At 37.5% G+C, this 24,077-nt stretch carries 22 protein-coding genes; 5 read left to right on the forward strand and 17 right to left on the reverse strand.

Going from position 1 to position 24,077, the window contains the following annotated elements; translation table 11 throughout:
* Window positions 1–107: 107 nt before the first annotated feature.
* The gene (locus C2I06_RS15245; RefSeq protein WP_141231337.1) at window positions 108–2,162 is read right to left on the reverse strand and encodes a metallophosphoesterase family protein; all 2,055 of its coding nucleotides are present in this window, start codon (window positions 2,160–2,162) and stop codon (window positions 108–110) included.
* Between the two features lie 180 nt (window positions 2,163–2,342).
* Here C2I06_RS15245 and C2I06_RS15250 point away from each other — a divergent pair, with 180 nt between their 5' ends.
* Together C2I06_RS15250 and C2I06_RS15255 are read left to right on the forward strand one after the other, a co-directional pair.
* Window positions 2,343–2,540, forward strand: a complete 198-nt coding sequence (locus C2I06_RS15250) for a hypothetical protein (protein WP_095329726.1) — start codon at window positions 2,343–2,345, stop codon at window positions 2,538–2,540.
* Window positions 2,540–2,737 (forward strand): YwbE family protein, encoded by a 198-nt coding sequence (locus C2I06_RS15255; protein ID WP_095329716.1) that lies wholly within the window; start codon window positions 2,540–2,542, stop codon window positions 2,735–2,737. Before C2I06_RS15250 ends, C2I06_RS15255 begins: the two co-directional genes overlap by 1 nt.
* Before the next feature lie 452 nt (window positions 2,738–3,189).
* Here C2I06_RS15255 and gap read toward each other — a convergent pair whose 3' ends face one another.
* Window positions 3,190–4,200: a type I glyceraldehyde-3-phosphate dehydrogenase gene (gene gap / locus C2I06_RS15260; RefSeq protein ID WP_123258340.1), complete on the reverse strand. Its 1,011-nt coding sequence runs from the start codon at window positions 4,198–4,200 to the stop codon at window positions 3,190–3,192.
* Between the two features lie 168 nt (window positions 4,201–4,368).
* Here gap and C2I06_RS15265 point away from each other — a divergent pair, with 168 nt between their 5' ends.
* A complete protein-coding gene (locus C2I06_RS15265) occupies window positions 4,369–5,223 on the forward strand; it encodes a helix-turn-helix domain-containing protein (protein WP_095329714.1) in 855 nt (284 codons plus the stop codon).
* 618 nt (window positions 5,224–5,841) lie between these two features.
* Here the strand turns inward: C2I06_RS15265 and C2I06_RS15270 are convergent.
* Window positions 5,842–8,211 (reverse strand): immune inhibitor A domain-containing protein, encoded by a 2,370-nt coding sequence (locus tag C2I06_RS15270; protein WP_123258341.1) that lies wholly within the window; start codon window positions 8,209–8,211, stop codon window positions 5,842–5,844.
* 416 nt (window positions 8,212–8,627) lie between these two features.
* Window positions 8,628–9,062, reverse strand: coding sequence for a MarR family winged helix-turn-helix transcriptional regulator (locus tag C2I06_RS15275; RefSeq protein WP_123258342.1), 435 nt, complete (start codon window positions 9,060–9,062; stop codon window positions 8,628–8,630).
* 189 nt (window positions 9,063–9,251) lie between these two features.
* Between C2I06_RS15275 and C2I06_RS15280 the strand changes: the two genes are divergently transcribed.
* On the forward strand, window positions 9,252–9,707 hold the full coding sequence (locus tag C2I06_RS15280) for a CBS domain-containing protein (protein ID WP_123258343.1): 456 nt from the start codon (window positions 9,252–9,254) through the stop codon (window positions 9,705–9,707).
* A 43-nt stretch (window positions 9,708–9,750) separates the two neighbouring features.
* Complete coding sequence (locus C2I06_RS15285; protein ID WP_123258344.1) at window positions 9,751–11,001, forward strand: MFS transporter; 1,251 nt, start codon at window positions 9,751–9,753, stop codon at window positions 10,999–11,001.
* Between the two features lie 151 nt (window positions 11,002–11,152).
* Here the strand turns inward: C2I06_RS15285 and C2I06_RS15290 are convergent, their stop codons facing one another.
* From C2I06_RS15290 to C2I06_RS15340, 13 genes are all read right to left on the reverse strand, one after another.
* Window positions 11,153–11,971 (reverse strand): carbohydrate ABC transporter permease, encoded by an 819-nt coding sequence (locus tag C2I06_RS15290; protein WP_061798203.1) that lies wholly within the window; start codon window positions 11,969–11,971, stop codon window positions 11,153–11,155.
* A gap of 20 nt (window positions 11,972–11,991) precedes the next feature.
* Window positions 11,992–12,909 (reverse strand): carbohydrate ABC transporter permease, encoded by a 918-nt coding sequence (locus tag C2I06_RS15295; RefSeq protein ID WP_095329711.1) that lies wholly within the window; start codon window positions 12,907–12,909, stop codon window positions 11,992–11,994.
* Between the two features lie 59 nt (window positions 12,910–12,968).
* Entirely contained in the window at window positions 12,969–14,252 is a 1,284-nt protein-coding gene (locus tag C2I06_RS15300; protein WP_249928230.1) for a sugar ABC transporter substrate-binding protein, read from the reverse strand.
* 14 nt (window positions 14,253–14,266) lie between these two features.
* Window positions 14,267–15,733 (reverse strand): argininosuccinate lyase, encoded by a 1,467-nt coding sequence (gene argH / locus C2I06_RS15305; RefSeq protein WP_123258345.1) that lies wholly within the window; start codon window positions 15,731–15,733, stop codon window positions 14,267–14,269.
* Entirely contained in the window at window positions 15,733–15,909 is a 177-nt protein-coding gene (locus C2I06_RS25090; RefSeq protein ID WP_164463714.1) for a hypothetical protein, read from the reverse strand. Before C2I06_RS25090 ends, argH begins: the two co-directional genes overlap by 1 nt.
* The gene (locus tag C2I06_RS15310; RefSeq protein ID WP_123258346.1) at window positions 15,906–16,082 is read right to left on the reverse strand and encodes an ROK family protein; all 177 of its coding nucleotides are present in this window, start codon (window positions 16,080–16,082) and stop codon (window positions 15,906–15,908) included. The genes C2I06_RS25090 and C2I06_RS15310 overlap by 4 nt, the downstream gene beginning before the upstream one ends.
* Before the next feature lie 48 nt (window positions 16,083–16,130).
* Window positions 16,131–16,262, reverse strand: a complete 132-nt coding sequence (locus C2I06_RS25845) for a hypothetical protein (protein ID WP_268877112.1) — start codon at window positions 16,260–16,262, stop codon at window positions 16,131–16,133.
* Between the two features lie 200 nt (window positions 16,263–16,462).
* Entirely contained in the window at window positions 16,463–16,927 is a 465-nt protein-coding gene (locus tag C2I06_RS15315; protein ID WP_095329709.1) for a hypothetical protein, read from the reverse strand.
* Between the two features lie 217 nt (window positions 16,928–17,144).
* On the reverse strand, window positions 17,145–19,145 hold the full coding sequence (locus C2I06_RS15320; RefSeq protein ID WP_095329708.1) for a methyl-accepting chemotaxis protein: 2,001 nt from the start codon (window positions 19,143–19,145) through the stop codon (window positions 17,145–17,147).
* 370 nt (window positions 19,146–19,515) lie between these two features.
* Entirely contained in the window at window positions 19,516–20,046 is a 531-nt protein-coding gene (locus C2I06_RS15325) for a hypothetical protein (protein WP_095329707.1), read from the reverse strand.
* Window positions 20,047–20,328: 282 nt separating this feature from the next.
* Entirely contained in the window at window positions 20,329–21,813 is a 1,485-nt protein-coding gene (locus C2I06_RS15330; RefSeq protein WP_095329706.1) for an aldehyde dehydrogenase family protein, read from the reverse strand.
* A gap of 340 nt (window positions 21,814–22,153) precedes the next feature.
* Window positions 22,154–22,891, reverse strand: coding sequence for a GntR family transcriptional regulator (locus tag C2I06_RS15335; RefSeq protein ID WP_095329705.1), 738 nt, complete (start codon window positions 22,889–22,891; stop codon window positions 22,154–22,156).
* A 180-nt stretch (window positions 22,892–23,071) separates the two neighbouring features.
* Window positions 23,072–24,040 (reverse strand): SIS domain-containing protein, encoded by a 969-nt coding sequence (locus C2I06_RS15340; protein ID WP_123258347.1) that lies wholly within the window; start codon window positions 24,038–24,040, stop codon window positions 23,072–23,074.
* Window positions 24,041–24,077 lie beyond the last annotated feature (37 nt).

Consider the following 24,077-nt stretch of genomic DNA (forward strand, 5'->3'; position numbering starts at 1 on the left):
ACTAATAGTTAAAAAAAAAGAGCTCTTTCTCCTTTTTCCTTTCTTCTTTTACAATAGCAATATGCAAAAGGAAGTAAAAAAGAAGTGCTCTTTATACAATAACTTGATTATTTTCTTAAAAAACGATGATTAAACCCATTTTTATCGAAAGCTAGCCAGCCTAAATTATTCTTTGTATCAATCAATGAACCATTCGACAATACTTGATGGGCAATTATTTCTTTCCACAGAAAAGGGACATCTGCTTCCTTTTCTTGAATTAAATAATCATGTCCGCAATAGCGGGATATTTTCTTTTCCTTCGTACGACTTTGTCTAAATTCGAGAATTCTTTTTAATGTAAAACCAGATAATCCTTCAAAAGACTGATTTTTAATGGGGCTGCTTGTAAATTGATGTAGAATCCGTTTTTGTTCTTGCTGGAAATATACTTCTACTTCGATGGCAGAGGCCATATGAGCATCACCAGAAAGAATAAGACATTCACTTGGGTTCCATTCTGCTATTTGTTGATGAAAAAAGGAGAATCCTCTGCCGTTAAATTTCCACCATTCTAAATCTAAGCTTTTTTGTAGCGATGGAAGGACCGCAGTAAGGGGCATGATGACATTTTTTAAAAAGGATTCAATCAAATGAACGCCATATAAGGGGGTAGCAGAGATAATGACTAACGGTGTTTGCTGCTGCCATCCACTTGATAATAAGAGTTCCGATAAATAATCCCATTCTTTTTTGCGGATTAAATTCGGGCCATTTGTCCGCTGTTTCAACATACTACCCACAACATAGGTTCGTTCTTGTGGATAGGCCCGTTTTGTCCGAGTGTCTAATACAAGGCTTCTTGGATTGGTTGGCGCAACAAAACTCCATGCACGAAATGTTAACATCATATGCAGCCACTCTGTATACGTCTGTGTATTTACGGTTAGTCTTTTGGTATACTTGCTTATTTTGCGAAAAAAGGAAGCTGGGAAAGCAGCTGGATTATTCCCCCATCCCTGAAAAGCCCAATAGGCTGTTAGTGCATTAGCGATAACATGGTTTCCAAGCGGAGAACAAGCTACTTTCTCCTGCCATTCTTTCGTTATATTCCAATCATCTGTTACATCATGGTCATCGAATATCATGTAGGTGGGAATATTCGCCAACAAGCGGCGTACCTTTGGCAAAGATTGCTGGAATGAGGTTATATCTTTTTGCTGCTGGCTGTATGCTCTTTTTAGACTGCTTACTTTTCTTTCATACTCTTTTGCCTGATCCGCCCCTATCTGTATATGAATCTGGTTATCTTCTAAATAGTCATCGAAGTCTTTTAAATACCCAGCCCCGGTTGCCATGTCCCATATCTCTGTATTCCAGCTTAAGATATACATCGCTGCATACTCGCCCATGGACAGAAGGTGATTATCCGCTTTTCGCGAAGTAAATTGGCAGTATTCCTTTATTATCTCTCGTCTTCCATTTATCTGGCTGATGGTAATATCAAAAGCAGTATTTTTATCATCCTCTGTCTCGCACAATTCCTTTATAGGCTCTTCTTTGCCCATTAATAGCTTGCCTAATGCGAATAGAATGGGGGCAGCTGGCGCTGGAACATCATCGGCATAAATTTGATCCCCTATCAAAAAGAGCGCACTCGGCCTTTTTTCTAACTGAAAGTATTCCTCCTGTAGTTTGGCATCTCCGAGACTAAGAGCATCCTTGCCAATTCCGTGCAGTTTACGGCAAGAACCATATAAGATGTTTTTTTCAGCCGTTGCTGGTATGAAGAAAGTGGGATATTGTAAGTTTCCATAACAAATAGAGACTGGACTATCAGCTGCTAATAATCCAAAATCACTTAAATCATAGCTTGTTTCGCCTTTTTTAAATACTAGATTGTATCCTAACAATGTTTGGGTGGGAAAATTTTGGGAGATAGGCTGAAGTTTGATTAAATAAATATATAAGTTTTTTCCTAATCGACATACTTGTATATCCGACTGAATGTCAAACGGCTGGTATTCAAACTCTTTTGTCGTTTGATTGAAGTGAATCGCGTATAGATTGGCGTTCAATTGATATTTTCCACTTAAAGCTATCCAAAGATAAGCTGATGTTTCCTCCACTCTGCGCACCAATGGCCCAGCTAAAATAACCGGCAGATCCATCGTTACCACCATCCATTTCTGTTCTCTTACAACCTATTCAGAAAAAGAAGAGAATATGTTTGCAGAAAAATTGTCCTTCTGAAGTGAACATCCTTTGGCTACTGTCTTTTTATGGTGCCTGACACCCGATTGATGTTATGATAAGGGAGGAACTTTATTTCGATAATAATGGAGGAAAAATCCGTGAGCGATATGAACGATAAGCAGACAAGGGAACAAGAAGGTAAAAAGAAAATTAGCTTACAAGAAGCCATGAAGCAGCAGCTGGCAAATAAAGCACAGCAAGGACAAGGCGGAAAAGCAAGTTTGAGTGGCAATCAAAAAATGCAAAAAATGAAAAGCCAGTTAACAAAAAAGCCAAATAACCAAAGAAAACGCATGGGTGTATAATGAACGGTCAGAATCGCAAAGACATAACACCAGGCACACCTGTTGAAATAGTACTAAAACAAGATCAAAGAACCGGGAAACGAACAGCAGGCATTGTAAAAGATATATTAACAAAGTCTCCCTCCCATCCCCATGGAATTAAGGTTCGCCTAGAAGATGGACAAGTAGGCCGTGTACAGTTAATTAAAGAAAAATAAAAAAGGGAGGGGATGTCCCATATGCTGCCAATGAACAAAAAGTACAAAAAAACATCCCTGCACAAATTTTGCATGAAAGATGTTGAATAAAAAATGACCACACTGACTGGTCATCATTTTGATATTTATTTTGAATTTATAAAGTATGGCAGCTTCATCTAGGCTAAACCGTTACAGCTGGGTAACGGTTCCTTCCCAAAATAAAACAGCAACTTTGAATACATAAAAACCTCCTGTCCTAAAGCCGCAAGCATATATACAAAAAGAGGGGGCATTAATTACACTCTCTTAATTTACTAAGTTATGGCGGCTTTGATTTAGCTCAAAAATGCCATTTGCTTTTAATACGCAGTGATCCAACTTCCCAATGCAGAATCCAGCGTGTATTAAAAGGCAAAAGATATTGAGGACTTCTCACAAGTTCTTAGTGCCATACCTTATTAAGCAACAGACTATAGTTCAGCAAAATATTTAATTGTTCTAACCATTTGGCTTGTATACGAATTTTCATTATCGTACCATGCCACAACTTTCACTAAAGACTTCCCATCAGGAAGTGAAGTAACCTTTGTCTGTGTTGCATCAAATAATGAACCATATGTTATACCGATTATGTCAGAGGATACCAACTGTTCCTCTGTATATCCAAATGAATCAGAAGATGCCGCTTTCATAGCAGTATTTATATCATCTTTCTTTACCGTCTTATTGACGACAGCGACTAACTCTGTCACTGAACCAGCTGGTACTGGCACACGTTGAGATACACCGTCTAATTTCCCCTCTAATTTTGGAATTACCAGTCCTATTGCTTTGGCAGCACCAGAAGAAGTTGGTACGATATTTAAAGCGGCTGCGCGAGCTCTTCGTAGGTCGCCCTTTGCATGAGGACCGTCAAGAGTCATTTGATCACCTGTATACGCATGAATTGTTGTCATGAATCCTTTTTCAATTGGAGCCAATTCATCAAGTACATCAACCATCAGAGCCAAACAATTTGTTGTGCATGAAGCAGCTGAAATAACCGTATCATTTTTGTTCAAAACATTTTCGTTTACTCCATAAACAATTGTGGGCAGATCATTTCCAGCTGGAGCGGAGATAACAACTTTTTTAGCTCCTGCTTCAATATGGGCTGATGCTTTTTCTTTTGATGTAAAAAATCCTGTACATTCTAAAACCACATCTACGTCATGCTTACTCCAAGGAAGATTTTTAGGATCCCTTTGAGCATAAATTTCAATTTCTTTGCCTGCTACCACAATAGAACTTTCTTTCGCTTCCACCTTATCAGCTAAAGCATATCTTCCCTGCGCAGAATCGTACTTTAATAAATGAGCCAACATCTGCGGACTGGTTAAGTCATTAATTGCTACTACCTCATAACCCTCTGCAGAGAACATTTGTCTGAAAGCAAGTCGGCCAATGCGTCCAAATCCGTTAATTGCAACCTTTACTGCCATAATTTATTTTCCTCCTTGTTAATTAAAATCATTTTACATAACTTTAATAGTAAAAAGCTGGTTAATATGATATTACCCTTGTGCTACATCAATATTCTATATCTCGCGATTCTTTGGTACAATGTAATAAACGAAGCATTCAACTATACTATCTGTAAGGAGAGTATTATGCCACAAATAGATCGCTATAAAAAAAGGATCGTTAATATAGATTTCTTTGCCATAGAAAATTTTAAAGAGTTACCATACCAGAATCGATTTACTATAGTATTTGTCACCAGTGGGAGTATAAAAGGAATGCTGAATAATCTACCTATTGCAATTTCTGCACCTGGGATAATCTGTTTGTCACAAACTGATGAGATACAAGTTTTTGAAAGAGAGAAAGTATCAGCACAATCGTTCAGCTTTGACCCAGATTTTCTTAGTACAATTCCAATTTCAAAAACAGAAGATTATTTTATGCCCAATCTAAAAATACACACAGGATTATCTTTATTTCAAAGAGACAGCACACATACAGGCGTACCCTTTATTACCACAAAAGCATTTCCAAAATTATTAGATTGGTTTTTTATTATTGGAACAGAAGTATTTGCTCAAAGCGATTCACTGTGGGTTTGCAGAATCAAAAAAAATCTTATTCAAATGTTAAGCTTAATTGAAAGCTTAAATTCGGAAAATGGACAGTCTCCTGTTGATACGGTTTTAGAATATATACACACTAATTACGCCAATAAAATTACTCTCGATGATTTAACACAATGTGCTCACCTAAACCGTGTTTCACTCAATAAATTATTTCATAAACGATGTAACTGTACTGCAATGTCATATTTATTATCCTATCGATTAAAAGTCGCAGAAGAATTACTCACCCATACTGGCATGAGTTTGAATGAAATTGCCCGTTCGACAGGCTTTGAGTATGATACCTATTTTATTAAGCAATTTACTTCTAAAAAAGGAATGTCCCCTACATCATTCCGAAATACTTCCCGTAAACTGGCAAGTTATCTGTAGCCAAGCAGGGGTAAATATCCCTCTTTCGCTAATCGGCAAGCAGGGCAAGCGTACACACGCTTGCCCATTTTAAAGAATTTTCCTTGTAGCAAAATCCTCAAATTAGCTTGTTGAGGAGCTCCTCAAACCCGGCGAATGTTGCGTCATTTCACTGTGGCTCATTCCTTATTTGACTTGGGGCCAAATTGGCCCGAAATCCTAAAAGTACAACCAACTTTGCAAGGTGGTCTAATAGCCTTGAATACTGTTTCCATAATTCTTCATAGTCTTTTTGCAGTTCTGCAATTTCAGAGTGATAGGCATTAAATAAGAGTTTTTTTCTCTTCTCAGCTACTTTTTTCTATAATTAATTCTGCTAATTCCACGCTCTCCATTTATTCTTTATAAATGGAATTTCAATATATTCATATTTACCTAATTCACAGGGGCTCGATAAGGTTCATGTCGAGTTTGATATTGTGGCATTGGTCCACAACCTATTGAAAGTAGCAGGCATCCACCAGCTACTTTCGGATAGAAATCAACAGAACAGAATAGAAAAGCAAGAGGAGAAAAACGTGCCTTTTTCTCCTCTTGCTTTATATTAGGGGCTTTTCAGACAGCCTCTTCTATTTATTATTATTTATATAATAATACTTTTCCTACTGTTCCGTCTTTGCTTTCACCAACTATGCGAATTTTCAAGCCGGTCGATGGAATATTGCGGCCTGCTTCTAGATTTCCTTGGTTGCTGTAGTCAGCACTATCATCAAATAGTGGAGTTCGTTTTGTAAAATTATCTTTTAATGTAGTGCCGTTAATAGCAGCATAATCTAAAAACATTTTATTAGATTTAGCTAAACTAAAGGCAGCATCATTTAACTGATAACGGGTTGCTCCTACAGTTCCATCACTCCAGTAGTTTGTATGTTGGTCTGCATCAACTACTCCTAAATAACCGTCTCCTGGATGCGCTCCCGTCCAGTTATCACTATATGACTCATCCACATACCAAACAACAAGACCTGGATCATAACTCATAAGACTAGCACCACGGCGAATATGCGCGAGACCCTCATCTACTCCATTTTGTGATCTCCATTCTAATAAATAATAATGTTTTGAATAGAATTTTCCTTCATCCTTTTTAAAGCCTTCTAATGCAAAGAAAGAATCCTCTTCTGCACCATCTGTTAATACTTCCGTTCCATTAGCTGTTACTTTGATATCATCTACATAGAAACCAGGATTAGCAACTGCCACGTCGGTCCAATAATTAAATTCAATTTCGACCTTTTGTCCAGCATATGCACTTAAATCAAAGACTCCATCCACCCATTCACCATTGGTACTGCCTGTAATCCCATTTCCAGGATTTTGATCGTTGGGATTTTCGGTTGTGGTAATATTTCCTTTAATCGTCTCACCATTCACCTTAATAGATGCATAATCCCATTCAGCCTCGATGTCGTACCATGTTTTAAAAGTCAACTCGGCACTTGTGGCATTGGTCAAATCTACTGCTGTCTTCATGGAATGATCGATATTATTTCCACTACCACTAAAGTATTCATATTTCCCGCTTGCCGGTGTGTTTACATCTGTTGTTTTATCAGGAAGATTAATACGCACTGCGTCATTATTTGTTCCTTTTGTTACCGCTTCGTCCAGCAGTAGTTCTGTTCCTTTACTTGTAATTTCATTTGCATTTAACGTAGTGCCGCTTAACCAATTTCCCCCATGGGCGCCTTGCAAATATTCCTTGGCATATGCACTAAATCCACTCGGCTCCGTTCCTGGAACATCTCCGGCCCAGCTGCCACTAGCCATGATAGACCAGTAAGCCACAGCTTCACCGCCGCCAGTATACTGCGTATCATATTCATCTGGCAAACCTAAATCATGTCCGTATTCATGCGCAAAAACACCTGCCGCACCATCTTCTGGTTCAATGGTATAATCATATGCACCAAGTAAGCCACCGAAACGATCGCTATTAGATGTAGCCCCTGGCACTGCAACTAGGTTTCCTAAATTCCAACGATGAGACCAAATAGCATCTCCCCCTAGGGCTCCTCCACCAGCTTCTTCACCAACCCCTGCATGGATAACCATTAAATGATCGATAATTCCATCTGGCTCATTATATACACCATCGCCATCATAATCATCACGATCCCATACGTCGTACTCACTTAAGTCTACATTTGGATCTTGTGCAGCTTTTGATAATGCTTCATAGACTAATTCACGAGGACGCGCATCACTATCATCTGCCCCAGGATAATTTCCTCCATAATAAGCGGCCTCATGATCAGCTGTATACCAGCCAGCAACTTCCCCTTCTACCGAATAACTGCCACCAGATTGCTCTTCATAAAATTGTTTCATGGAGACAAGATTTTCACCGTTCGGACCTTCATAACCATCTTCGCCAAAAATCATATTTTGGAAGTGCTCATGTGTGTAATCTTCATAGAACATATCTGTCTCATCTTTTGTAATCGAGCTTTTTTTATAATCTGGAAAATCTATCGCTAAAACGAGAACCTTATCTTCACGAACTTCCCCTTCATATGCTTCCTCTTTGACAGATTCCACTGTATTTTTCTTTGCCTGTCCTAATTTATTTCCTTTTCCCTTTTGGAGACTATGATTAGATGTTTCGTTTTCTCCCTTTGTTTCTAATTTAGATAAGGCTTTCGGCAGTTTATCCTTAGTTTCTTTTTTAGCTCCTTCTGCTTTGCCTTGTAAATACTTTTGTAAAGCTTTTTCCGTTTCACCAGTGCTTGCATGCTTTGCCAACTTTCCCTCTTTTTTCAGCATTTCAATAATCCGTTCATCATTGGCAATGCCTAAATCAATAGGAGCTCCTCCGTAACTGGAGACAACCTCTTTATACGCTGCTTCTGCAGCAGCTTTCTCAGGAGGACTATATAACCCTAGTGAGAGAGTACTAATTCCAAGTACTGCTGCCAATGCTGTTTTTTTGAGTTTCTTCTTTACCACCAAAAATCCCCCTCTGAACACAATATGTAATATTACGAAACTTAATATTCTAAATTGATAGTCAATTCCCCTTTTTATTTTTGCAAAATAGTACTTTTATATCAGAAAATTGATTATTTTCAAACTTCAAATCTCGTACTAATCTCTAATTGTGCTTCCTCCATATATTAGAGCACTGTCTTAACTAGGAAATAACAAACATTAAATCCCAGCAATAACCTTCTTTTGCTTTTCAAACTATATGAAAATATTAATAAAAAAAAGAAAGGAGCATTTCTCTGTCTCCCTTTAAAAATCATGAAAAAAACGTAAACAACCTCCGATTACACTTTCTCCCAATAGAAAAGAGGGAAGGCGAAAATACCTTCCCTCATAAGCAAACACTTCTTCAAATACCTATTCTCTTTTTGAATCAATCATAGATGAACATTCATCGCCGACTGATTATATTTTTTTAATAACTTAGCAAAAGTCTCACGCTCTTCTTCTGTCCAAACCTTGGTCACTTCCGCCACCCTGCTTTTTCTAAACTTTTTTTCCTTTTGAAATTCTTCTAATCCTGTTTCAGTTATCTGGAGAGTATAAGCTCTTCCATCTGTTTCATCAGGAATTCTCAGCAAATAGCCCTTTTGCTCCAACGCAGCCGCCTGTCGACTTACAGTAGAAACATCTAATTGAAATTCTATCGCAAGCGCTTTAACACCAGCAGGGCCTGCTGTCACTATTTCATGCAGCAACAGATAAGCTGACCGATCCAAGCTGCTAGTTTTTTTATGAGAAGATGTATGGGTAACCCGTCGTATCAGTATAGATAATTCCACTTCAAGTTCTTCCAGCGATTGTTCATCCATTGATTAACTACCTCACCGTTTCCATTATTTCTATAAAATATGATAGCATACTTGATTAAAGATTTGTAATAAGAAGGGGAATCCATATCTCCGTAAAAACAATTGACGTTTCGTTATATAGTTGTATAATACAATTATATAGTTTCCTTATACAACTACTTGTCCAAAAAATAAAAGGGGGACAGATAAATGCTAGCCCATGATATTATGGTAAGCCGAGTATATAAAGTGAAAGAAGGCGACACCGTCCGTTCTGTCATCGAAAAATTCATTCAGTATAAAATTAGCGGTCTTCCTATCGTTAATGACCGCAATGAGATTGTCGGTTTCATCAGTGATGGAGATGTACTGCGATACATTGGCAAACATGATGATCATATTATCGACAGTATTTATTATACTGTTGTTATTAAAGGGGACGATGAAGATTTTGAACATAGATTGCAAAGTCTCTTACATTTGAACGTAATGAAAATTGCGAAGAAAAGGGTTATTAAAGTGTCTTGGGATGAAAATTTAGAAAAGATTGCAGCTCTGTTAGGTAAAAAGCAAATTAAAAAGGTCCCCGTTGAAAAAAATGGAGTTTTAGTAGGCATTATTAGTCGCGGTGATGTTATAAGGAATTCTTTTAAAGAATTAATCTAGTCTATAAAAACAAAGGGAATAAAAAAATAAAGGGGAGAATGAAATGTCATCTTCACAATCTGTATCAGCAGATTCAACCAAAAACAATTTAAATACGAAAACAGAAGCTAGTTTATTAAAACAGCCTAAAGCAGTATGGGCTGTATTTTTTGCGGGGATTATTGCCTTTATGGGGCTTGGTCTCGTTGATCCGATCCTTCCTGCTATTGCCGAGAAACTTCATGCCTCCCAAAGCCAGGTAACGTTACTCTTCACTAGCTATAATGCCGTAATGGCTGTAGCAATGCTGGTAACTGGGATGATTTCCTCCAGACTTGGAATTAAGTGGACACTTATTTTAGGAATTGTTATCATTGCTATTTTTTCTTGCCTAGGCGGACTATCAAATGGGATTTGGGCGCTTGTCGGACTTCGAGGAGGTTGGGGGCTTGGTAATGCCCTGTTTGTAGCAACTGCATTAGCGGCAATTGTATCTCTTTCAAACAGTGGTACTGCTAAAGCAATTATTCTTTATGAAGCAGCGATTGGACTTGGTATCTCTGTCGGTCCACTACTAGGCGGATGGTTGGGAGCCATGAGCTGGAGAGGTCCTTTCCTAGGGGTAGCTGTTTTAATGATTATTGCCTTTTTCGGTATTTTCATTTTAATGCCAAAAAATACTTCCATGAATACAACGAATACAGTTAAATCTAAAACGTCCTTGGCAGATCCGTTTAGAGCATTAAAACATCGCTCATTACTTGTTTTAGGGATTGCCGCAGCATTATATAATTTTGGATTTTTCACGTTGTTAGCCTATGCACCGTTTGTAATGGGCTTAGACGAACATGGACTTGGCTTTGTATTCTTGGGCTGGGGTATTTTATTAGCTGTCACTTCTGTTTTTATGGCACCAAGATTGCAGGAACGTTTCGGAACCGTAAAATCAATGTGTGCCATGTTAACCTTGTTTGCAGTTGTATTAGTTGCTATGGGAATTTGGACAACAACCCAATGGGTTATCATCGCAGCAGTTATTTTCGCTGGTGCCTTATTAGGAAATAACAATACGCTTATTACAACTGCCGTAATGAATGCTGCTCCTGTAGAACGATCTACCGCTTCAGCAGCATACAGCTTCTTGCGCTTTATAGGTGGAGCCATTGCGCCTTACACAGCAGGAAAGTTAGCAGAAATATTTAATCCATCTGTACCATTCCTTGTTGGAGCTGGATTTGTATTAGTTTCTGTGTTATTCATCTGGATTAATAGCAAACATGTCCATCATGTAGATGCAATGGGTTCTGGTCATTAATCAACATCTACCAATAATCATAAATAATTCCCATCTGTCTAAGTATAGATGGGAATGGCAGCAGAGGGACAGTTGTACTACTTCCCTCTAATGCTTGTGATCAGCCTTTAATCAAGTTTGGTTAACTGGAAAAGCTTCTTTTTCACTTCCCCTACTTCAACCCAGTCAACGTTATCCCCTTAATAATATGGCGTTGGAAGATTAAGAAGACGATGATTAGTGGTACAACAGCGATGGTAGCTCCTGCCATGACGATTTCCCAGTAAGTTTGGTTTTCACCGGAGAAAAAGGCAAGGCCGACTGGCAGTGTTCGCATTTCTTCTGTCTCGATAACAATTAACGGCCACAAATAGGCATTCCAGTTTCCTAAAAATGTGAAAATGCATAGCGCTGCTAATGCTGGATATACTTGTGGAATGGCGATTTTAAAGAAAATTTTAAATTCATTTAAGCCATCAATTCTTGCAGCATCGAGTAAGTCATCTGGAATAGACTCCATAAATTGTTTCATGAGAAAAATACCAAAGGCAGAAATTACGCCTGGAAACATAATTCCCCAATACGTATCAACCCAGCCTAAGTCAGTAGACATGATATACCAAGGAATAATCAGCATTTCGGTAGGAATCATTAAGGAACTTAAGATGAATAAGAAAATAATACTCTTGCCAACAAAGGAAAATTTAGCAATAACATAACCAACAAGGGTATCAAATAATGCAACACTTATAGTAGTAATCACTGCCACGATAAAACTATTTAAAAACCATTTACTAAATAGGGTATCCACCATGATCTTCCGATAATTCTCCAATGTAGGGTGGTCGGCAAGCAGCTTCAGTCCATATACTTCCGTCGGCGGCTTAAAGGATGTGGATACCATCCAAATAAAAGGGAACAGCATAAAGATAGCCCCAACGGTCAAGAGAATATAGACGATTGATTTTTTTAAATACCTTCTTTTCTTCAACTCCTCACCCCCATAAAAAACTAGTACTCAAATTTCTTTGTCAAAACTTTCATTTGAATGATCGTGATAACTAAAATAATCAGAAATAAGATAACTGTTGCCGCAGAAGCGAGACCCATATCAAAGTGCTGGAAGGCTAATTCATAAATATAAAGAACAACGGATATAGTAGAATGAAGTGGTCCACCCTGTGTCATATTTTGCACTTGGGTAAAGGTTTGTAAGAAACTAATACTGCCAATAACTGCGGAAAATACAATGGTTGGATTTAGTAACGGCAAGGTGATATGAATAAATTTTTTCCAACCATCTGCCCCATCAATTTCCGCAGCTTCATAGAATATTTTCGGGATATTTTCAAGGCCCGCTAGGAAAATAATCATTTGAAAACCGAGACCTTGCCAGATCATCGTTAAGATAATAATATAAATTGCTTGATCAGGTGATTTAAGAAAAAGCTGGGCTTCCAACCCAAACTTCATGAGAATATCATTCACAACGCCGTTGTTCATTAGAATCCATTTAAACACCCAGCTTACCGCAACAATACTTGTCACATAGGGAATGAAATAAATAGCGCGAAATACCCCGACAAATTTATTAATCCTTTGCAAAAGCAGCGCTACTCCTAATCCACACATCAGCTGTCCTACTACACCAAAAACGACATAGATAAATGTATTTATTAGTGATTTACGAAAGACTTCATCTTTAAAAAGGGCTACATAATTATCCATCCCTACAAATGGTTTATCCTCTGATAGAATATCCCATTCCCGAAACCCGATGTTGAATGTATAAAGTGTTGGCAAAAACCGAATCGAAATAAAAAAAAGAAGAGGTATCAGCAAGCATGTATATACAAAGATATATTTTTGTTGCTTTAACGTAAATCTAGCAGTCTTTTTTGGGACGGCAGAATGGTTCTTCCCAGACATGAAAACCCTCCTTTCTGAATAAAGAAAGACGATTACCGCCTTTCTTTATTTCAGTATCTTTACTTGTTACTCCAATAATCATCGTAGAGCTTTTGTGACTTAGCTGCGAAATCATTGTAGGCATCTTCAATTGAAACTCCATTTAGCAACACTTCATTCACTGCATCAATAACATATTGTCTTTGTGCTGTTTCGTCGACATAGAATTGTGCATTGGCATATGGAAGCTGTTCGATGAATGGTCCGTATAATGGATCGTTTACATATTTATCTTGTGTTGCGACCGCTTCTTTTGCTGGCAATTCTCCTACCTCGTCAATCCAGCGTTCCATCACTTCATCACTTGTTAAAAACGCTAAGAATTTTTTAGAAGCTTCTAATTTCTCTCCTTCTACTTTAGCTGTAATGCCATTTGCCCAGAACGAAGATTGTGTGGCCTTTTCTTTATAAGATGGCAGTGGCGCAACCCCATAATTTAAGTCAGGTGCATCTGTCGCCAATGTACCTAAACGGAAGGAACCGTCAATATTCATCGCCGCATTCCCTGTCTTAAATGCTGTTACATCATCTGTATAAAAACCACTTTCGCCAACTTTATGTTTGGATCCGAATTCCACTAAATACGTAAATGCTTCTAAACCAGCAGGTGTATCATCCCAAAGAACTTGCTTACGATCCTCACTCAACCCTTGACCGCCAGCTTGATAGACAAGAGCATCATAAAACCAGTTGTTCAGCTGTGCACCAATTTCATACGCCATCCCCTCTGTTTCAAGCTTTCCGTTTTCTCTTACTGTCAGTTTTTTCGCATAATCTACTAATTCATCCCATGTTTTTGGCGGACTATTTGGATCCAAGCCTGCTTTTTCAAAAAGATCTTTGTTATAAAACAGGGCAAGAGTACGAACCGCAGTCGGAATGGCCCAATATTTATCGTCCAATTTTGCTGCATTTACTAAGGAGAAGTATTCACTTTCGATTTTATCCACTGGAAATGCATCCTCAGGAAGAGGCTGTAAATAGCCTGAATCAATATATTTTGGCAGCCAGCCATAATATAAATTGATAACATCGGGACCTCTTCCAGCTGGAACTAGTGTAGCAACCTTCTCATTGTATTGCTCATATGGAAAAGTTGTCTGCTTTACTTTAATTCCTGGGTTTTTATCTTCAAACTCTTTAATAAGCTCATCCATTAAATCCACTTTCGCCTTATAGGCATATTGCCAATATTCAATAGTTACCGTACCATCTGCTTCCCCGCCAGAATCCTTTCCCTTTGAACAACCAACAATAACCATTGCTATGGCTAGAAAAAGAAATACACTTAAAAACTTTTTCAATAGAACCCCTCCTATTAAACAAGTTTGTTATTATTGCGAAGCAGCTGCTTATAAGAAGTAAATTTATTTCTATATATTGCTGCTTCTTTTGAAAAATCAGCAAGCTTTTGACTGGACCTTATTCGCTGTCTCTCTGTTTCTTTTGGGTTAGGGCCTCCAAAAGCAGAGCGAACCATAACAAAATGAAAAGGATTAATCGCAGTTTGATATTGTTCTTCTGTTAAAGGAAGATGTGTTCCTAATATCTCCTGAGAAATTTGTTTGACTAGTTCAGCAGAACCATCTTTTATTTTTTTCCCAGTACTAGCTAATCGCTGAACCAAAATGCTGACAATCTGATGGGCATCACGGAAGGATAATTGGCACTCCCTAACCAGTACATCCGCTAATTCCGTTACGGTGGAAAAGCCTTCTGAACAACGGGTCAGGAGTTTATCTACATTTACCTCCATCGTTTTAAGAATTTCTGTCAGTAATTCGATAATTTGATAGGAATGAGAAAAGCCATTGATAAGAATAGGCTGGATATCATCCCCAATATCGACGATGTCCCCAAAAGGTGTGTTGTGGGACATCATAAAAGCAGCATTTACTTCCCCAATTGTCCGGCTAATGAGAGATTTCGTATGTTCTAAAGATGAAGGGTTTCGTTTTTGAGGCATGATGCTCGATGTTTGCACTAAGCTTTTATCTAATCTGATTGCTTCTACTTCATTTGTCGTAAAAAACAAGAGATCATGAGTAAAACGCGATAAGGTACTTAAAGTAATTTTGATCACACTAGCTATTTCCAGCATATAATCAGCGGCACTAATAGAATCATAGGAATTCTCCATTGGTTTATCGAAAGCTAATTGGATCGCCACAAATGAACGATCAATTGAAAAACCAGAAGTCCCTAAAGCAGCAGCTCCCATTGGAGACTCATTGATTCTTCTTAAAAGCGCGAAACCACGTTCCAAGTCCCTTTGTAAACTACTATCGATAGCTAACAAATAGTGGGCTAAGGTAGTAGGCTGTGCTTGCTGATTATGTGTATAGGCTGGCATAATCGTTAGTTCATGTTCTTTCGCCAAACGTAACAATACCTTTTTTAACTCTACAAGTAAGGTAAGAAACTGCAGAAGCTTTTCTCGAGATACCATTCGATACATGGTTGCATCCATATCATTCCGACTAAAGGCAATATGCATATTTCCAACAAGCACTTCGCCGATTTCCTTTTTCAAATCTTCTTCCAGCATAAAAAATAAGTCTTCATAAAGAGGATTATAGTGTTGGGGATAACCTTTTGCTAATAGTGCTTGATTCGCTTTAATGATTTTTTGGGTATCTTCTTTTGTTAAGATTTTTTGGTGGGCTAGCATAGTAGCATGGGCGATGTTAATTTCTAATAAATAAGGAAGGTAATGTTGTTTCGTAAAATCATAGATGGGTTCTAATATATGGTTTACATAGACTTGCGATCTACTGTCTGGCATTATATTGCTTCACTCCTCTCTCTAAATGGAGTAAACGGCGAGCAAATAAAATTTTCTGAATCCGTCATTCCTGGTGCACCAATCGTAAAAGACAGCACCTTTGTATGACTATTATTTTGTTCCTCTAATATGCTATTTACTTGATCAACAAGCAATTGAACAAAATTCCTCTTCAACGCCTCTTGTGTGTCGATTTTGCGGTGCAGAATAAATTTTCCAAATCCATAATCGCTATTTCAGTCGTCGTTCCTCCAATATCTATGCCAATCGTATATTTGTATTCTTTGGCAAACAATAAATGGACAGGTTTTCTCCCCTTTTGTTGCCGCCTTTTTACTTTCTTTTTCAATAATCCAGCCTTCTTTCACCATCATCTACCAATGCTGATATAGTCGGCTTACTCAGCTTCAATCTTTTTGCCAAACTTGTTCTTTGAATAAAGATTATCTCCTTCGATAATTTCTTGCAGTCCTTTTCTCTTACTGATTATCTTTAAGTAGGTGGGAGTTCCTGATTGTAAAATACTCATTCATTCCTCCAATCATGGCAGTTAGTAAACCTTCCTTACTTCTTAAAAGCTTATGATTGGCTAGAAAGTAATATGTTTGTATATATTCCGAAATTTTTTGTGAACTTTTCTTTATTTTAGTTGAGGCGCTTTTAAAGAATCGTTGTTTTCCTCATTCCTTTACTTGAATATTAGAAAAACACCATTTAAAAAATGGCGTTTCAGTTCGTAAATATATATATTACTTTCCTTATGACCAATCCAATGATTACACCTGGTAACACAAAAAGCATTGGTAAAAAAATAGGGCCGATTAGATGCCCAAATAGGAAAACCTCTGATGAATAGATTAATCCTACTGTTACAAAATAAGCTGCAAACACAAATGGAAGAAATAATAAAGGAGAATTTTCTCCTTTCTCATCAGCATCTCTTACTGCATCCCACATCGCAAAAAAATAAAGGCACGGATAAAACATAAGCCATTTTAGATTAACTTCCTCTAAAGACGCGGAAGTTTGTCCATGAAAACTTAATATAATGGCTGTATTAAAGTTAGCTTGTATGTTCACAACTAACTCAAGTAAGATAAAAATAATTCCTTTTATATATTTCTTATTAAGCAGCTGTCCAAAGCCAGGCAAAGCGATGGACCATAAAAGTTTTTCAAATGATTTCCTGTTCACATCTTTCCCCAGCCACCTTTTTAATAGATAAAGTAAATTTAGTGTACATCTTAGTGAAATCAACACATGCTGAGAATATAATCCATGGTTTTCAGAAAAAGTTTGAAGTTAGTATTTGCAAAAAATTTAAATTTTATCCATAAAATCCTCAAGAGAAATTCTCCTGCATCCTTCATAAAGAGTATAAAAAAGGACGGATGAACCGTCCCTTTTTTTCCTATATTGTAAATTTTGTAATCGTTTTTTCTAATTCAGCTGCTAAGTTTTTGAGGCTTTGGGCAGCTGAGGAAATTTCCTCTATTCCTGCTAGTTGTTCTTCTGAGGCTGCGGCCACTTCTTGTGTACTTGACTTCGTGTTTTTAGTAATAGTAGAGATTTGATTAAAGGAAGCAGATACCTCTTCTGCTCCTGCTGAAATCTCTTCCGAAGTGGCAGACATATTGGTAATATTATCAGAAACTTCATAAGTCAATTCTAGGATTTCCTTAAATAGTTCTCTTGAGTTATTAGCAATCAATACACCACTTTGAACTTCATCCATGACTGCATTCATTGATTCGCTCGTTTGTTTAATCTCCCCTTGAATTTTCGTTACTATCCCAGCAATTTCTTGAGAAGAACGCTGTGACTCTTCTGCCAGTTTCCGAACTTCATCGGCAACTACTGCAAATCCTTTCCCGTGCTCCCCAGCTCTTGCTGCTTCAATTGCCGCATTAAGCGCAAGCAGATTTGTTTGATCAGCTATAGAAGTAATAACTTCCAATATTTTCACAATATCCTGTGATCTTACAATAAGTGATTTCGTCAATTCATCTGAGTTTTGAACCGATTGTTGAATTGTATTCATCTGGGTAATATTTTTTTCAACAGATTCCTTACCAGTTTGGGCTTTATTCAATGTTGAGCTGGCCTTTTCAGAGATAGTCGCCGAAGCCTCTGCAATTTGCTGTACTCCTTGTGCCACTTCATCAAGCGCTTCTGTGCTTTCAGTCACCATTTCCGCCTGATCGGCTGCTCCTTCAGCAACAGCTTGTATCGATTCCGTTATTACTACACTTGTTTGATTGGATTGATCTGCACTCACAGCCAATTGCGCAGATGTTTCTGCTGTATGTACAGAGCTTTCCTTCAACTGTTTAATCAATTCCCGCAAGCTATGTTTCATCGAATTCGTATTTTCCGCTAACTGACCAATCTCATCCTTTGATTGGATAGCTACATCCTTGCTTGTAAGATCTCCTGCTGCAACTAAACGCAGCTGAGCAACAATATTTCGGATTGGTTTTGTCATCCCGTTTGCAATCCAAATTGCCACCCCAATTATCAGCACAGAAAATACTGCAAGTATAATGGTCGTAATGTTCTTAATACTACTAGTAATTTCTAATATATCATCCAAGGAAGTAAATAAATAAATACCTAAACCTGCACTTTTTAGGGGAGCATAAGTAACCAGTTGTTTTTCTCCATCCAGCTCTGTCTCTTTAGTTCCACTTGTTGTTCTCCCCTTCTCGAAAATAGTTCCTATATTTTTGGAAAAACCAGCTTCCTCAATTGTCTTACCGATTAAGTCAGCATTAGGATGAAACTGAACTATATTATTACTATCAACTAATACAGGATATGTGCTTTTATTTTGAGAAGTTTCATTTTGTAAAAAATCCTGTATAAGGGTTTCAAAGTTAACGGTAGCAGATACCACCCCCACTACTTCTTTATGGGCATTTATGATCGGCGTTGCTATTGCAAGAACTCGATTTCCTGTCGCATTGGACTTAAGGACATTCGAAACACTCTGTTCTCCTTTTATCCCTTTGATAAAATAATCTCTTTTTGATAAGTCTAATTTACCAACTAGACTAGGGTCTGTATGTGCTTCCACCATCCCGTTTTTTCCGATAACTACAACTGATTCATAAGTTGAATCTTGCTCTTTGACAATATTAATTTGTTTACTCCGAGCTGCAAGATCTCCATTGATAATGGTATCTGATTTCGAAATAAGCGTAAGCTCATCCAATCGTTTTTGAATCCATTCCTCCATGTTTTCTACTGTATTGGCTGTTTGATTACCAAGCCATTCCTCTTCATTGTTTAACGCATTATTACTACTTACATAATAAATAATGCTGGAGGCTATTATTACTGGAATAAGACCAATTAATAGAAAATACAAAATAAACTTTGTTTTAATCGATCTGTCTTTTCCTTTTTTCATTCTTCCTCATCTCCCTTAAATAACTCTTTGTAGTGCCATAAAACATATAACTTTACTTCTTAATATTCATATCGACAAAAGTTGACGTATATCAATACTTTCGACAACCATTTTCGACATTTTCCTACCAAAGCTCCTTTTAGTTCTCAGAGGTGGTTCTATCGCTCTCCTCTTATTTTCCAGCAGCCATCATTGATAAAGCGTTTTTCTACTTGGCGATATTACTTCTCTGGATGAGAAATTGCTTTTACTGGTAGCTTCAGTACAACATAGCTCCCGTGGGAAATCCCCTAAATAAACCAAAAAAGAAGCATAGGAAGGCTCCTAAGCTTCTTTACTCTTTAAGGGAAGCATGTCCCTACGATTCCATTTATTCATAAATATCTACTTCAACTGGCAGTTTAACATTATCCTTCGTGAAAGTCGCATACCATACCCAGAGGTTATCTTGAAGGAAAAACTTATTTGGCTGGACATTACCCTCACTAGTAATAATGATCGTTTTGGCATTATCTTCGGCAAACCCATAAATAATGGATAAATCCTTTTCGAGCTTATTATTTGCCTGCCAGGTAATGGATCCTCTCTCCTGTTTCTCTTCTTGAAACTCCTGAAATTCTAATATGGGATAAATAATTTTTTGAAAGTCAGTAAATTCTTTATTAGTAAGCACAGGAACAACCCCCGAACTATTTTCCGCAAAAACGATACGGGACTGCGCATCAAGCAACAGAATTTGCTTGCAATCACCAAATTGTGCCGATACTTCTTCACATACCCTTTCTTCCAAAGATGATGTAGGAGGAATATAGACAGTTTTAGTTGGATTTGGATGCATCGTAATAAGGTAAATAACAAAAATGGTCAGAGCTAGAGCGACTATCAATAGAATGTTCTTCATTACATGTTTCCTCCCTTCTTCCTTCTTTATTACTATGTCCTTTGCCTACATTTCGTGAAAACGAAATACACATTTATACGGAGTTTTCTTCCAATATGATATAGTCATTTATCAAATAGGAGCATTAGAAGCATTTGTGAAAGCAGAGGCCGGAACCTTTACTCCTGCTAAATTAACAAAAAGAAGCCGACTTCAAAAGTTGTTCTTCAACGACTTTCGAGTCAGCCACTACTTTCTATATCATGCAATCAAAAAGCAATAAGAACTGTCCCTTCGATTCCCTTACTGCATAGAAACCCATACGCTCTTTACTTCTGTATAGTTGTTTAGGGCGTAGGAGCCCATTTCGCGTCCAATGCCTGATTGTTTGTATCCGCCGAATGGGGAAGCTGCATCGAATGTATTATAGCAGTTGACCCAAACGGTTCCAGCGCGGAGTTTGCTGGCGATGTAGTGAGCATTGGCAATATCTCTCGTCCAGACGCCTGCTGCTAGACCATATTCGCTGTTATTTGCGCGATTGATCAGCTCATCTAAATCGTCATATGGCATTGCCGAAATAACAGGTCCAAAAATTTCCTCCTTGGCAATTGTCATCTCATCGCGTACATCGGCAAAAACAGTTGGGGAAACAAAGTATCCTTCCTCACGTGGATTAAAACCACCTGCGACTAGTTGCGCGCCTTCGTTTAACCCTCTTTCAATATAACCAAGAACTCGTTGCTGCTGTTCAGCGGAAACTAGCGGTCCAATTTCTGTATCAGCATGGATGCCAGCACCTTGCTTCATTTTTTTCGCTTGATCTGCCATATCGGCAACGACATTATCAAAATGTTTCTTTTGAATAAAGACACGAGACCCAGCACAGCATACCTGTCCTTGGTTAAACATAACACCATTAAAAGCACCTGGAATAGCTTTTGTTAAATCTGCATCTGGCAGGATAATATTCGGTGATTTCCCACCAAGCTCCAATGTAACTCTTTTCAATGTTTTAGAGGCATTCGCCATAATCATTTTTCCAACTTCGGTAGAACCAGTAAAGGCAATTTTATCTACTAAAGGATGATCAACTAGCGGCTGGCCAGCTGTTTCCCCAAATCCAGGAACAATATTTACAACGCCTTCCGGGAAACCCGCTTCCTGGATTAATTCCGCTAAATAAAGCGCAGATAACGGCGTTTGCTCAGCTGGTTTTAATACCACTGTACATCCGGTTGCAAGGGCCGCTCCAAGCTTCCACATTGCCATTAACAGCGGGAAGTTCCAAGGGATAATCTGCCCAACTACTCCTACCGCTTCATGGCGTGTATAATTAAAGTATGGACCATTAACTGGAATCGTTTGTCCTGTAATTTTTGTACACCAACCCGCATAATAGCGCATATGCTCAATGGCTAATGGAATATCCGCATTAGTTGTTTCGCGAATCGGTTTCCCATTATCTAACGTTTCTAACTGGGCAAGCTCCGCACTGTTTTTCTCCATCAAATCGGCCAGTATGTACATAAGACGACTGCGCTCAGAAGCACTCATTTTTGACCAAGGTCCTTCGTCGAAAGCTTTCCGTGCCGCTTTCACTGCTAAATCAATATCTTCTGGACCAGCTTCATATACACTTGCTAAAACCTCATCTGTCGCTGGATTATAACTGTCGAACGTTTTTTGTGTTTGACTCTCCACAAATTCACCATTAATAAATAACTTTTTCTTACCACTTAGGAACTTTCCAACCTTTTCTTTTAAAACCACAGTCTGTTGGTTCATCGAATTCCTCCTTAAAAAGTAGATAATTTAATGGTTAGGCACCAATGATAGAAAACGCTTACAAAGTAATGTTAACACTGTGGAAATAGAGATACAACTAATAAAAGACGAAATATTTCGAGGTTTTTTGACATGTTTGACAGCATTGGACAAGAAACGACAAGCTACTATACAGGGGAATGCTTCTCTGTCCCCCAAGAATTATGCTGTTTTAATTCCTATTTTCTTTCTATATAGTAAACCATCTTTCATTTAATGAAAGATGGTTCTATGCATATATATACATTTTGTAAACTTGCTAAAGAAAAATGTCTTTAGAATAATTCGCCCTACAGATTCTCTAATCGGTTGATTCGAATTCACTTGTTATGGTAAAGCTTACTTTATTTACATTATAGTAAAGGAGAGAGTGATATAAGGGGTCTTTATCTTTATTGTATGCTACTTTTTCCAATTGATAAAGAGGATCACTAATATTGCACTGTAAATAACCTGCCAATTCACTATTAGCTAATATAACATTTAATATCTTATTATTAAATGCAGGAATCCTTCCATAAATTTCGTTTAGGATTTTATGCATAGATTTATTTTCTTCCACGTATCGGTCTAATTCCGGAAAAAGCTCTAAGGAATAGGTGGAAGTTTCATGCAATAATGGTTCATTATCTAAATGGAGTAGTCGCTTTAACTCGAGAACAGGACTATTCGTATCAATTTTTAATTTCTCTGCTATTTCTTTGTTCACTTCTTTTACTTCATAAGAAATTATTTTAGGATTGGGCATTTTACCAGTGGAATTCATATATTCAGAATAACCATTAACAGCAACTAATTCACGTTTTATCTTAACATGATTAACAAATGTACCCTTTCCTTGTTTCTTAATTAAATAACCTTCATTTACTAAATCCAATACCGCCTTTCGAACAGTAATTCTACTTACTTTATATTTTTCACAAAGTTCCGGTTCAGTTGGCAATTTTTCACCATGCGTATATATTCCATCATTTATATCATCTGCAATCGCTTGCTTAAGCTGTATGTATAAAGGAGTAGAGCTGTTACTATTAAGCAAATTTTATTACCTCCTTTTCACCTTTCTTTTCTTTATTATATCTTACTATTATTTTAATTTTAAACAATTCTTTTCTTATTAGCCTATTCCATTCCTCCATTTAAAAGAAAAAAGACTATTTCAAAATCATGGTCACACGATTTTGAGACAGTCTTTTTGATGTTCAAAATATCTTTGCCATTAATACTCTAATTTCCACATATATCTTCTTTTAGTTAATGGATGATTACGGATATAGGATAATTGTTCTGCATATACCCGCAAGACACCGGAAATTAACATTGGATTAAAATAATCTACTACTTCAGAAGCTATAACTGAACCAAGCCCAAAGTCTTTTGCATCTACCACAGTTGTTTTAGCATCAAAGCGCTGCAAAAATTCAAGCGCTCTTGCATCCATAGGTCTGGTTCTTCCATCATTCATCAACAATAGGAACGGAACATCTTTTTCTACCACTTCAAAGGGACCGTGGAAAAATTCTCCATCATGAAATGTCCCCGAATTAATCCACTGCATTTCCATTAACAAGCAGATAGAAAAGGAATAAGCCACTTCATGTGTTGCTCCACTACTCATGACGTAAATTACTTCATCATCTTTATAAGCTTCCGCAAAAGCTTTGGCATCTGGTAAAACTGTGGAAGCAGCCTTTTCGATAAGTTCATAAATTTTTCCGAAACCATCTATCATTTTGTCATAATTCTCATAACCCTCATATTGATGAAGTATTTCTGTAGCTAATCCTAATACTTTTGTCATTTTCTCCATTTTAGCAGCATAATTAGCCTCAAATCCATGATATACTATGTAACCTGCATCTTTTGTTAAAGCAGATCCCTCCACATGTGTTACTGCAATAACATGTGCGCCTAATTCTTTTGCTTTTGTTGTTGCTTCTACTGATTCAGGAGTGGCTCCACCTAGTGAGCAAGTAATAACAATACTTGTATCGTCAACAGAAATTGGGGTTGCATAATTAAATTCATTTGCTGTATATAAACTTACACGCAGAGTTTTGGCATTAGCTTCTAGAAAATACTTTGCAGGATACAATTCTGCTTTAGATGCTCCACATCCAACAAAAAACACACTTTTAATGTTCGGTTGTCTTTCCTTAATTGATCCAATAATTTGATTAAGTTCCATCTTGATTACCTCCAATATTTTAAGTTAATAGATTTTT

The sequence above is a fragment of the Niallia circulans genome, from assembly GCF_003726095.1.
In the GTDB taxonomy this organism is placed as follows: Bacteria; Bacillota; Bacilli; order Bacillales; family Cytobacillaceae; genus Niallia; species Niallia circulans_A.

Bases quoted from the DNA above. Each gene is read 5' to 3' on its own strand.
- C2I06_RS15265 (WP_095329714.1), top strand. From the start codon at position 4,369: ATGCCACAAATAGATCGCTATAAAAAAAGGATCGTTAATATAGATTTC.
- C2I06_RS15340 (WP_123258347.1), bottom strand. From the start codon at position 24,040: ATGGAACTTAATCAAATTATTGGATCAATTAAGGAAAGACAACCGAAC.
- C2I06_RS15275 (WP_123258342.1), bottom strand. From the start codon at position 9,062: ATGGATGAACAATCGCTGGAAGAACTTGAAGTGGAATTATCTATACTG.
- C2I06_RS15255 (WP_095329716.1), top strand. From the start codon at position 2,540: ATGAACGGTCAGAATCGCAAAGACATAACACCAGGCACACCTGTTGAA.
- C2I06_RS15325 (WP_095329707.1), bottom strand. From the start codon at position 20,046: ATGAAGAACATTCTATTGATAGTCGCTCTAGCTCTGACCATTTTTGTT.
- C2I06_RS15285 (WP_123258344.1), top strand. From the start codon at position 9,751: ATGTCATCTTCACAATCTGTATCAGCAGATTCAACCAAAAACAATTTA.
- C2I06_RS15280 (WP_123258343.1), top strand. From the start codon at position 9,252: ATGCTAGCCCATGATATTATGGTAAGCCGAGTATATAAAGTGAAAGAA.
- C2I06_RS15295 (WP_095329711.1), bottom strand. From the start codon at position 12,909: ATGTCTGGGAAGAACCATTCTGCCGTCCCAAAAAAGACTGCTAGATTT.
- C2I06_RS15320 (WP_095329708.1), bottom strand. From the start codon at position 19,145: ATGAAAAAAGGAAAAGACAGATCGATTAAAACAAAGTTTATTTTGTAT.
- C2I06_RS25845 (WP_268877112.1), bottom strand. From the start codon at position 16,262: ATGAGTATTTTACAATCAGGAACTCCCACCTACTTAAAGATAATCAGT.
- C2I06_RS15330 (WP_095329706.1), bottom strand. From the start codon at position 21,813: ATGAACCAACAGACTGTGGTTTTAAAAGAAAAGGTTGGAAAGTTCCTA.
- argH (WP_123258345.1), bottom strand. From the start codon at position 15,733: ATGCCAGACAGTAGATCGCAAGTCTATGTAAACCATATATTAGAACCC.
- C2I06_RS15250 (WP_095329726.1), top strand. From the start codon at position 2,343: ATGAACGATAAGCAGACAAGGGAACAAGAAGGTAAAAAGAAAATTAGC.
- C2I06_RS15245 (WP_141231337.1), bottom strand. From the start codon at position 2,162: ATGGTGGTAACGATGGATCTGCCGGTTATTTTAGCTGGGCCATTGGTG.
- gap (WP_123258340.1), bottom strand. From the start codon at position 4,200: ATGGCAGTAAAGGTTGCAATTAACGGATTTGGACGCATTGGCCGACTT.